The following is an 11,885-nucleotide window of genomic DNA, read 5'->3' on the forward strand; positions in this document are numbered from 1 at the left end:
GTTACCTTCTTAAGAATGTTTTTAATAATTGTTCGGTTTCATATAAAGGTAAGCCTACAACAGAAAAATAGCTACCCGCAATGTGAGTTACAAAGCGACCACCTAAACCTTGGATACCGTAGCCACCGGCTTTATCTTGTGGCTCACCTGACTCCCAATAAGCATTAATTTCTTCATCAGTTAAAGTTTTAAAGGTGACATCTGTGCTTACAACACAGCTAAGCACATCATTTTGCGTCGCAAATGCAACTGCGGTAAGTACTTGATGTGTGTTACCTGATAGGCGTTTTAATGTGTGTATAAAATCATTTTTATCGCGAGGTTTACCCAATGACTCGTTATCGATGACAACCACGGTATCACTACCAAGTACAGGGCGATCAGTATACCCAAGCTCTACACCGCTTTGGGCTTTCAAGCGCGCTAAACGATCTACAAGTGCTCTAGGTTGCTCGTTTGGAAGTGGGCTTTCATCTGCATCAACACTAAATTGTGTAAATTCGACACCTAGTTGGCTTAATAACTCTTTACGACGGGGAGAGGCTGATGCCAAATATACTGCGGTAGTCATTACCTGATCCTAAAATGTCTGCGATATTTGCGAAGTAGTAAAAATACCCAAAACCAACTAATCATTCCGGTTGCTACTGGCCATAAATACTGTGGATTAAAGTAAACCCCTAACAAAAAGTGATTTAGCCAAAACTGCATTAAATGATATAGCGTTAAAAACAAACCAATTAATAAGCTTTGTTGCCAAAGTGAAAAGTTACGAATTTTTTGAAAGTTGCTCGCAGTGACAAATATACATACAGAAAATGTAAGTGAATTCACACCCAGCGGCGAGCCAGATGCTAAATCTATTAATAAACCAACAACCCAAGCAGTACCAATATTTAAACGATGCGGTACTGCCAACGACCAATACATAAGTACAAGTAAAACCCAGTCAGGTCTAAATGGTTCAAACGAAAAAGGGAGCGGCATTAATGCCATTATTAACGCAAAAAAAATGCTTAGCGCAATTAACAATGAATAACGGTTAATCATCGCTGATTTGCTCCTGCTGATTACGCCATAAAATAACAAGTAAACGTATGCGATCTAATTGCGCAATAGGTTCTGCAAAAACTTGTGCGAACGGGCGACCTTCATCACGGTTTATTTCAGTTACTACTGCTACCGGATATCCCTCAGGGAATGTGCCACCTAATCCTGATGTAACGAGTACATCACCAATTCGTACATCTAAGCTATGTGGGACGTGCGAGAGCTTAACTACGTTAATTTTACCAATGCCTTCTACAACTGTTCGCACATCGTTACGAAGTATACGAACAGGTGTGGCATGCGTAGTGTCGGTCATTAGTAATACACGTGAAGTCATTGAACCAACTTTTGTAAGCTGTCCTACTACACCCATTTCATCAATTACAGCTTGGCCTTCACTAAGCCCGTCTGTAGTACCACGATTTATAACAACTTGATGGCTATACGGGTTTGAATGCACAGAAAGTACTTGAGCAATAATTTTACGATTTGATTGCTTTGCAGATGAGCCTAATAAGGCGCGTAGTTTTTGGTTTTCTCTGGCTAGAAATTGATACTGCTGAAGTTGCTCGCTTTGTAGCATTTGCTTTTTTTTCAGCGCTTCGTTTTCAGTAAGAAGTTGCTCCCGCGTATGCAGGCTTTTAGCACTTAAGCTAAATAATTCGTAGGGTAAATTAGCAACATAAATTAGTGGGCTAACTAAAGTATTAAGGCTGGTACGAACAACGGTACCACCTTGCGTATATCTGTCTCCAACAATGAGTACGATACTCAAAAGCACTGCGACAAAAAGTCGCAGTTGCAAAGAGACTGTGCGTCCAAACATTAATTTCATTAGTCGTAACTAAAAACGTCACCACCATGAACATCGATCATTTCAAGTGCCTTACCACCACCACGTGCAACACATGTAAGTGGATCATCAGCAACAACAACCGGAATACCCGTTTCTTCCATTAATAAACGGTCTAAATCTTTTAACAATGCGCCACCGCCAGTAAGTACCATGCCGTGCGCAGAAATATCTGATGCCAGCTCTGGTGGTGATTGCTCAAGAGCAACCATTACTGCACTCACAATACCCATCAATGGCTCTTGTAGAGCTTCTAGGATTTCGTGAGAATTAAGGGTGAACGAACGCGGGACACCTTCTGCAAGGTTACGGCCACGTACTTCAATTTCGATTGGCTCATCAGTTTTAAACGCAGAACCAATTTGATGCTTAATATTTTCAGCTGTCGCTTCACCGATTAAACTACCAAAGTTACGACGCACATAATTAATAATAGCTTCGTCAAACTTATCGCCACCAATACGGACAGATGATGAGTAAACAACACCGTTAAGTGAAATAATAGCAACTTCAGTTGTACCACCACCAATATCAACAACCATAGAACCGGTTGCTTCTGACACTGGTAAGCCTGCCCCAATGGCTGCTGCCATTGGTTCTTCAATTAAGTAAACTTCACGAGCACCTGCACCCATTGCAGATTCACGTATTGCACGTTTTTCTACTTGAGTAGCACCACACGGTACACAAATTAGTACACGTGGACTTGGGCGCATAAAGTTATTGTTGTGCACTTGTTTGATGAAGTGTTGTAACATTTTTTCTGTTACAAAAAAGTCAGCAATAACACCGTCTTTCATTGGACGAATCGCTTTTATATTACCCGGTGTACGACCTAACATAAGCTTTGCTTCTGTACCTACAGATGCAACACTTTTAGGTCCACCAGCACGCTCTTGGCGGATAGCAACAACAGAAGGTTCATTTAATACAATGCCTTCGTCTTTTACATAAATTAGGGTATTGGCTGTACCCAAGTCGATCGATAGATCGTTAGAAAAAATACCACGGAGTTTTTTAAACATGAGGCTGGATGACCTTTGAAATACGTTCTTATATTAGCTGCCTCACTTTAACATGCTCAACTATATGAGCAATATAAAGCGCAGCGCCTTTGTGAATTTATGAAAAAGGAAGCTAAGCTTCCTTAATTGAGTTTTATCGTTCGCGAACTAAGCGAAAACCAATGTAGTTAGATCTAAAATCAGGCGCTAATATTAAACGCGTAGATGCACGAGCAAGGCTTGGTGCAAAGTTCCACGCTCCGCCTCTTACAGCTACATCTGACTCACCTGATTCTTTATCTGTCCATTCCCATACATTACCTACGGTATCGTATAATCCAAATGCATTTGGAGAAAAAGAACCCACTGGTGAGGCGCGTCTGTTTGACCATTCACTACCACACCAACCACAGTTAGCTAGGTTTTTACCTATTTCGTTACCCCAAGGGTATTCTGTTTCGGTTCCTGCGCGAGCTGCGTATTCCCACTCAACTTCATTAGGTAAACGAAATTGCTGCCCCGTTTGACCCGATAACCACTCAGCGTAAGCTTTTGCGTCATTGTGAGTTAAACACACAGCCGGAAAATCACTACTTTGCTCAAAACCAGGATTACGCCAATTTAAATCTGCTTCCCATACTGGTTCGCCATTTAAATAATACGCACACCCTTTATTTTTCTCTGCTTGCGTTTTATAACCTGTATTTGCTACAAACTTTTCGTAAGCACCTACAGTTACTTCCTTGCTTTGCATAGCAAAAGAGTTTGCTATTACTTTTTCAATTACTGGGCGTTCATTAGCTAGACCATTGCCGTTAATATCGCCCATTTTAAACTTTCCTGCAGGAATAACCACGACAGGTGTTTCAACGTTTGCATTTAAAACATTGACGTTTTCACTAACCTGACGTGTTGTTACTTCTGGTTGCTCTCGGGTGTAGGTCGGTACAGCAATCGACTCAGGCTTTTTTACTAAGTTTGCATGAATAGTTTGCGCTTTATTCAAATCAACACGAACTTGGTAAGATTTATAGCCTAATTTACGTACTTCAACGTTGTGAACACCACGCGGTAAACTCGTTACTAAGCGTGTAGAACCAAAGCTAACACCATCAATAAATACTTCATCATCGTAAACATTAGAGCGTAATGTTAACTCTACAGCTTGATCTTGTGTGTTGTTGTTCGTATCAGAGTAATCTCTTTTTACCGGTGTTGTATTAATCGAATAACTACCTGGCTGGTCGTTTAAACGCGAAACTGATACGGTATTAGCATTATCCTTGGTATTACTGAATGTTAACTGACTATCAGTAAATGTATTATTATACGCTGGTTGATAAGCAGCCGTAAGTGGCGTGCCGTACTCAGAACAATAACGATTGTCTATATTTAATAAGCTACATAAACGGCTACTATTAACTTCGCCGCGCATAGTTACGCTTAAATTAACGTTGTAATTACCTTGTCCGCTAAATGCACTGTTAACTACATGGCTACTTAATATTTGTACTTGAGCGCCCGCCAAATTACGTTTTGGCTCAACAATTCGCTCTTCTGTTAGATTTGCAAAAATTTGATCAACAAAGCGTTTAGTTGCTTTTTGTAGACCCATTTGCTGACCGCGTTGCTCACACGCTGCTAGCGTTTCTGTTCGCTTACAGTTAATAGTGTGGTTAACCTCAAGCGTACCTTCACGTGTAAACTCGTTACGTAAACGCTCTACGCGGGCTGTCGTTAACTGCTCTTTTAAACTTTCTAAAGTATTTAAAAGCGCATGTTTAGCAACACGAATTTGTTCTATGTCTTTACGGTGGGATGCAATTGCCGCCAACTGCATAGAGATATCATCTTTATTTTGCTTATGATCAATCACCGCTTTTTGATAACGTGATTGAGCGGCACTAATATTAATAGTGGGATCATCAATTAAACGACGGTACATTTCGTTCATGGCATCGAGCGCTTGGTTTTTTTCTTTATCTAGCTCTGTAGAACGAGAACGAAGTAAGTCTAATTGATTTTGTAACTGACTTTCTTCTTTAAGATGTTTTTCAAGTATTTTTGTCGAGTTATCGTATTCTGTTTGTTTAACACTAATCTCTGAGTCAATTCCAGTCACTGTAGCTGTGTCTTGTGCAAATGCACTACTAGCTAACAAACTAGCTGAAATTAACAGAGATAAAGGAGTAATTCGCATATATTCCAGTCCCAAAAGCGGCAATTATTTGGTCGTTATTATTTTTTATAATTAAAGCCTTATGCTATGTACTTGCAGCACAAAACACAAGCTTTGTTCAATTATTATCTTAGTTTACAACTATTCACGTGTTTCACGCCAGTAAATAACCCGATCATTTCCTCTAAAGCGGCCAAATCGTAATATAGTACGAGGATCAAGCTGTGTTCCATCGCCTTGCCAATCCCACTTTAACCAACCATAAGTATTATATTCTAAGGTAAATTCACCCAAACCATTTGGCTGTGCATAAATACCGTTATCTGCCGGATACACTCCCGCTTCTAGCTGGCCAGATACACCAGTCCCATATTTATAGGTTAATTGTGGGCTGCTAGGTGATATTTGAGTGATTTGGATATAATCAAACACACTACAGTTATCTTCAGCGTTATTTACAAATCCACTGCCGTTGTAATACTGAGCCTGCATAGGAATAAGTAAAGGGTCGAGATCGGAGCCTGCGTTATTACCAAGTACTAAACGTCCAAACCTAAACTCTATTGGTAAGTCATTTAGTCTTACGCTATTACAACCACCCGAACATGCTGCTTGTGTGTTTGGTTTATCGTTTGCATCAACAAATGTTGCCCCTTCTATATCAGAAAGCGTTGCCATCAAACTGACCATGGAAAATGGCCCGTCAGGTTGCCCTACACCTAATCTTTCGAGTGTCGTGTTGAGTTGGCTCATTTGCCACTGGCCGTCACTTATATCTCCCCAGTTATTATTTCCTAGGTTGACCAAGCGACTAGCAAAGTTAGTTGAGGGTACATAATTGCTTGCTTCGTTGTTTTCGGCATTAACCTCTACACTTGATTTATCAAAGCCCTCTTTATAATTAGCCATTAGATCACCATTTTGATTTTGTGCTTGTACTGTAAAGCCAAGTTCAAAAGGTTGACCAAGATAAGTTAAATTACTGCCATAGCGTGTGCATTGCGCCGCGGCTTGCACACCTAATATTTGAAACTGCGAAGGTGCAAAACGGCCAACGTTGTATAGCTCACCTTTTACATCTCCCGCCCCAAAGTAATCGGCATCTTGAAGGCCTGCTGTTAAGTCAATTATGCCAACTTGGTCGTAATTATATTGCGATATAGATTCACTCAAACTACCTGTATCACTAAAAGGTGATGTACTCATAGCTTCAAGCGTACCTTGAATGCCTAGCGTAGGCGCTTTTAGCAATGGCTCTACAAGCGGTTGCTCTGTAATAAAATGCTTAGCAATGGTGTTATTCGTAATATTGCTGTAGTTGTCTGGGAAACCATCGTTGTTAGTGTCTTGCCCTGTTAGCCACTGCACCGCATTCATCTTTAAATCGAATGCTTCGCCTGTTAATCTAAATAAACTTCCATCAGCGTCTGCTGCATAACCATCACTTGCCACTGCCATTGCTAATCCAAATGGCTTTACAACATATTCATTTGAACTACCTGTTAGATTTACTGACAGGTTAGTAATTGGATCTAAAATTAAGTTGGTTTTTACATTTAAACTCAACTTTCCTGCATCGGGATAATTTATAACAATCGGGGCTTTAGACTCACTATCAAAGTTTAGCGTGAACGATTTAGCTGCTTGCTCGACCGCAAAGGTATTATTGTTGTTACTAAGTGAAACCGTATCAGAGCAACTTGCACCAGCACTGCATGTATACGATAAATCTAAGCTTACATCGCCACCAGCGGGAAATGCAGCTTCGCATACGCCCGTAGTGGTATTGGTTTTTACCGCTTGAATAGATAGCGCTTTTGCATTAAAGCCGGTATTTGAGGGTTTTGCTGATAGCTGCGTAGGAATTGTAGTATTTCCATCTGTATCATTATTAAAAATAAATCCAGCATCAGAAAACGTAACTTTACAGCCACTCAAACCAACATTATTACCACCGATATAACAACGAAGAGGTGCAGAAGGATCAGCAGTGTTATATCCAAATGTAACACTGCCTGTGGTGCGTTTAGCAAATTCGACAACCGCTGATCCTGTAAAATTAATATTCTCCCCCGTAACCCAACTTTGCTGACCACTATTATCTGGAGAAAGGTTTAAACTAGACGGCTCAGCAAATAATAAATCGCAGGCATCATTAGCGCAGGCTGTTAGTGTCATTTCTTTAGCTTCACACGTTAGACCTTTGTTATCGCTTATTGTTAAACGATAATGATCCAGTGTTTCTGGTGTATAAATACCACAAAAACCAGGGATACTTTCGGGTACTGGTAGAGCGTCAAACGTTGAGCTCCCTTCGGTAATTATTTGTGTACCCGATGTAATTGAGCCCTGATACGTTACATTTTGAGCGATTCTTACCTCGCCAGTGGCAACAATATAGCCCGCAATATTTGCATCGGCTGCAATAGCAACCGCACCATCGACATAAATAGCTAAGTACGCACCAGTTTCTACTACTATATTTGTTTTACCTATATTCAAAAATGAAGTTGATAAAAGTGAGGTTGTGTCTTTTAAAAAAATACGTGTAGGTGCTGTTACTCTGTACTCTGTTTCCAGCATACTTAACTGCAACTCATCGTAATAATAGTCGCCAGCTAAAGACGTAGGTACGGGCCCTGTTGAGCTACCATCATTTGTAACCGTTGGCACCTGCGCCGCTTGATTAGGTTCTAAAGAGTTATAACCACCAGCAACACACGCCTGACCATTACACAAAGGAGGGCTTGTCAGCGCTGTAGAAATTAAACTTGTGGTGGTGACAAACTGCGCATTACCATCGGTTATTTCTACTCCCTGCACCAGCTGCACTTCACCATTGTTATAAGTAGAAATAGCGCCCGGGAATAACGTATCACAATCTAAAATATCACCATTAAATACAAAGGTACTGGTCATGGCGAGTATTGATGCTTCCTCGTTTACGTGACGGCGCTCGTTATCGCCATCACGATCTTCGTCAACAACAAGCCCTAACCTGTCGGTCCTTAGGTTACAGCTGCGTAGCCACCCGCCATCATCTTCTTGGCGTGAGTTTTTACTTGCTACAACTAACGGAGCCACACTAAAGTTATTAGTAAAACTAAAGTAATTACAGCCATTGCTCCAGCCGTCAACTTCAAAGCCTGTGAAAAAAGTTTCCCATGATACCTCAACGCCATTATCGTCAGAAAATGTGCGGTTACTTCCGGGCTCCACAGCCATATAGGCAACAGTTTCGGTTTTTATAAGCCCAAGTGCTGTTTCAGATGCTTCTAAAGCAATATTAACGCCGCTGGCAGATAGAGAATTACTTTCTACTGCAACTGTTAAAAACGGAATTAATGCCTCAGAAGGTGGGTTGCTGTCTATGCTATTGAGTGTTTGTAACGAATGGAAAAAGTTTGGCCTTTGAGTAAACGGTTCAGCAAATGTTAAAGACTTATAGCCTTTAGGTGTCAGTGGAGCAAAGCCAGACTTAGAGCCATACTGTAATTCGAGTAATAAGTCTGTACTGCCTACCTCCATAATTGTGCCGTCAGGAAATTGATGCACACCATACTCAACAGCTAAATAGTGCGCCCCCATACTAATATGTCCACCATCTTCTCCTGAGGGTTCAAGTGGTAAGGCCTCAAAGCTAGTTGTAGTTATATTACGTATTCTTATTATTGCAGGGTTTCCGCCTTGGTTTGTTGAGAGCATAAAGACAGCAGGAGGCGTTATATATTGCTGTTGAAAATTTACTTTTGTCCAAACAGGCGATGTATATGTATCTTGCAGTTCTATATAACGGCCCTCGATTTTTGGAGGCACTGCATTTGCGTAATTACAAAGTAGCACGCAGCTAAAAAATATAATGACCAATGCATTTTTCATCATGGTAAAGTTTTAGCCTCCACACTGAGTGTTCTTTGTGTTTCCCAATAGTCTTTTCTGCAATCATTTCCTGCTGGGCAATCAATTGCGGCGCACGTTGCACTGCTTTGTAAGTAATAAATATTCACGAGCCCATTGGCTGTACTGCTATCGGGTAAGCCTATATATTGACCACAACTTATCTTTACATTACAAGAGTCTAAATAAGATGCTTGAAATGTAATATTTTTAGTCACCTCAGTACAACTTTGCACCGCACTGCTTAGCGGAAACAACTCAGTTAAGCCGCTTTCTAATCCACTTTGTGCTGCCATAAAAGCGCGAGCCCCATAATACTCAATCGTATTTTGTTGTGATGCGCCAGAAAGCACTTTAACTAATGCTAATCCCAATGCTAATAAAGCAACAATAATAACCAAAGAAATAATTATTAAGTTCCCTTTTTGCTTGCTGGGTAAGGCTTTTCCGTGAGGATTTTTTTTAAGGTACATTAGGAATATGTACCTCATGGTTAAAGTTCATTACTTCAGTATCGTTAAATTGCATTTGCGCATTCACATTAAGCACAGCGTTTCTTTGTAGAGAAAGTGAATCAAGAGTAAAAAATAAATCGCTCGCTAAATTGTTAGCAATGTAAATACCTAATAAATCACGTTTAACACCACTGCTTATTTGTAAGCTCACAGCATCTAATTGATTAATAGTAAAACCGTAATTGGTATATCTATATAAATACTGCCCTTCAACGCAAAAACTTACAGGCTCTGAAAGTAAATAAAGGCGTTTACTTGGCGACTCTTGGGTAAATGCTTTACTAAATTGCCACTCATCAATTTCGCTCGCTGAGCTATTAAATGCAGACACTTTTAAGCGCTTATTATTATTTTCATCATATATATCAGCACTGCTTAATGGGTAAATAGTTGCCCAATCTCCAGCTTGCGGCTCAATTAAATTATTAAGTTCAAAATCAACAGCGCTAACATTAAAAGGCGCTGCGGTAGGTAGGTAATTTGTATAGTGCGTGGCCGATAAAAATGGCGTAAATTCTAAGCACTGCTGCGCACTACACGCTCCGCTAGTACTGTTATCGCAAGAGAGCCTTAATGAATTTGGCGTAGCGTGGCGAAGCTCTTTACTAAGTCGCGTTATTAAAAAGCGGGCCTGGGCTACGGCTTCTTGACGTTCAACCCCTTGCGAATAAATACTGACCCCAGCACCAATAAATGAAAATGCACTTACAGCTAAAATACCAATAATAACCATTACAAGTAATAGTTCTATAAGGGTAAATGCATTTTGGTATTTAGCTCTTTGCATTAGTAATTCCCTTTATATGCACTAAATCCGTAAACTTCGCCTAAGGGTGATATTACTTCAATAGTAATACGCTTAAAGGTTGTGCCATCGTTGATGGTCAATTCGTTAAAGTCGCTATCGTACTCAACGGTAATAACTAAATTAAAGTCACTGTATTGGCCTAATACCTCACCTAAACTATTTGTAATAGGCTGGTTAGACAATGCAATATAGTCATCTACATCGTTATAACTGGTTCGGGTTTCTAGGCCGGCAGCTAAGTCATCGGCGCCTAAATCGCCTTCTGCGGTACAAGGTTCTGCACCTAAGCTTATTTCGCCGCAACGTCTAAAAGGAGCGCTTCTATCGCTATGCTCATCAAACGATTTACTCTGAATTTCGTTCATTAATGATTGACCAAATTCAGAGGCTCTTAAAGCAATAATTGGCTCTGCACTTTTTTTTGCTTGCGGGGCAATGAGCGCGGTAATAATGCTCAATGCAATCGCAAACATGACTATGCCAATAATAAGCTCAATTAAGGTAAAACCTTTTACTTTAAGGGCATGCATAGATAAGCCCTTCACCACTTATGCATACGCCAGCTAACCCAACATCTATTCGACATTGCGTAGTACAGGTTTGATTTGATTTACCTAAAGGATCAAAACTAATTTGGGTAAATATATTCGCGTTACTATCTAAAGCGCTAAATGTTATATCACTTCTTTGCGTGTCTATTTGCACCACTAAATGCTCGGTGTTATTTGCATCAGCTCCACCGATACATGTATCGGGTGTGGGGGGGGCAATAAGTGTGGAGGTTATATAAAGGGTATGGCAACTTGTAATTGCTGTATTTTGCATTGCACGTAACTGCACTGTTCTCAGTACAGTTAAAGTACGATCTCGATATGAGTATGCATCTTCTGTTGAGCTGCCCAGAAACTTGGGAGCTGCCGTTACCGACAGTATTCCCAATATCACTAGAGTAATAATTAACTCAATGAGTGTGAAGCCACGCAATCGTTGCTTACTACTGCTGATCATTTATGTAATTAACAACCCGTAGTAACAAGTGTTATTACTGGTGGCACTACAACAACAGAGCTTGTAGCATCACCCGAATTTGTAGCTGCCGTATATTCAATACGGCAATCGTCCCCTACAAGATAACTATTAGGAAAAATAATAGCTTTATTTGCTGTAGCAGTATCTATATTAAAGTCTTTTGAATCCACTGTATCAGGAGTACCATCTACATCAGCAGTACCATCAGCAAAGTCGACATCTAAAAAGGCTTCAAAGGCAGCCTCTGTTGCTGCTGGATAACCATATACCGTAGGAACTGGTGCACCAGTATCTACTGTTACAGATTCAGATACTTTTTTGTGATTGCTAGCAATAATAGATTTGCCATTCACAATATTCATACCGCTGCGAATAGAGCCTTGTAAGCCTTCAAGTGTTGAAGCATTTGCATCACCTTGCAGGTTTAAAAAACGAGGTGCTGCGGTAACAGCTAAAATGCCTAAAATAACAATTACGATGATCAATTCAACAAGCGTAAAACCTGCTTGTTTATTCATTGGTAAACTTTTTAACGATTGCGTTTTCATAA

General features: G+C 40.3%; 11 protein-coding genes. All 11 read right to left on the reverse strand.

Annotated features, from left to right (window positions below; all coding sequences use genetic code 11):
• Position 1: 1 nt before the first annotated feature.
• A complete protein-coding gene (locus I6F40_RS03975) occupies positions 2-571 on the reverse strand; it encodes a Maf family protein (RefSeq protein WP_166378422.1) in 570 nt (189 codons plus the stop codon).
• On the reverse strand, positions 571-1,050 hold the full coding sequence (mreD, locus tag I6F40_RS03980) for a rod shape-determining protein MreD (RefSeq protein ID WP_166378424.1): 480 nt from the start codon (positions 1,048-1,050) through the stop codon (positions 571-573). Before mreD ends, I6F40_RS03975 begins: the two co-directional genes overlap by 1 nt.
• Entirely contained in the window at positions 1,043-1,885 is an 843-nt protein-coding gene (gene mreC, locus I6F40_RS03985; protein ID WP_197192527.1) for a rod shape-determining protein MreC, read from the reverse strand. Before mreC ends, mreD begins: the two co-directional genes overlap by 8 nt.
• Positions 1,885-2,928, reverse strand: a complete 1,044-nt coding sequence (locus I6F40_RS03990) for a rod shape-determining protein (protein WP_007586338.1) — start codon at positions 2,926-2,928, stop codon at positions 1,885-1,887. The genes mreC and I6F40_RS03990 overlap by 1 nt, the downstream gene beginning before the upstream one ends.
• A gap of 133 nt (positions 2,929-3,061) precedes the next feature.
• Positions 3,062-5,107, reverse strand: a complete 2,046-nt coding sequence (locus I6F40_RS03995; protein WP_166378426.1) for an SUMF1/EgtB/PvdO family nonheme iron enzyme — start codon at positions 5,105-5,107, stop codon at positions 3,062-3,064.
• Positions 5,108-5,227: 120 nt separating this feature from the next.
• Positions 5,228-8,968, reverse strand: a complete 3,741-nt coding sequence (locus I6F40_RS04000) for an H-type lectin domain-containing protein (RefSeq protein ID WP_166378428.1) — start codon at positions 8,966-8,968, stop codon at positions 5,228-5,230.
• Positions 8,965-9,456: an agglutinin biogenesis protein MshP gene (locus I6F40_RS04005; RefSeq protein ID WP_166378430.1), complete on the reverse strand. Its 492-nt coding sequence runs from the start codon at positions 9,454-9,456 to the stop codon at positions 8,965-8,967. The genes I6F40_RS04000 and I6F40_RS04005 overlap by 4 nt, the downstream gene beginning before the upstream one ends.
• Positions 9,446-10,285 carry a type II secretion system protein gene (locus I6F40_RS04010; RefSeq protein ID WP_166378432.1) on the reverse strand — a complete coding sequence of 280 codons (840 nt, stop codon included), beginning with the start codon at positions 10,283-10,285 and terminating at the stop codon, positions 9,446-9,448. The genes I6F40_RS04005 and I6F40_RS04010 overlap by 11 nt, the downstream gene beginning before the upstream one ends.
• Positions 10,285-10,836: a prepilin-type N-terminal cleavage/methylation domain-containing protein gene (locus I6F40_RS04015; protein WP_166378434.1), complete on the reverse strand. Its 552-nt coding sequence runs from the start codon at positions 10,834-10,836 to the stop codon at positions 10,285-10,287. Before I6F40_RS04015 ends, I6F40_RS04010 begins: the two co-directional genes overlap by 1 nt.
• Entirely contained in the window at positions 10,823-11,314 is a 492-nt protein-coding gene (locus I6F40_RS04020) for a type II secretion system protein (protein ID WP_166378436.1), read from the reverse strand. Before I6F40_RS04020 ends, I6F40_RS04015 begins: the two co-directional genes overlap by 14 nt.
• 8 nt (positions 11,315-11,322) lie before the next feature.
• Positions 11,323-11,883, reverse strand: a complete 561-nt coding sequence (locus tag I6F40_RS04025; RefSeq protein WP_166378438.1) for a prepilin-type N-terminal cleavage/methylation domain-containing protein — start codon at positions 11,881-11,883, stop codon at positions 11,323-11,325.
• Positions 11,884-11,885: the final 2 nt, after the last annotated feature.

The organism is Pseudoalteromonas sp. SWXJ133 (assembly GCF_015864365.1).
Lineage (GTDB): Bacteria > Pseudomonadota > Gammaproteobacteria > Enterobacterales > Alteromonadaceae > Pseudoalteromonas > Pseudoalteromonas arctica.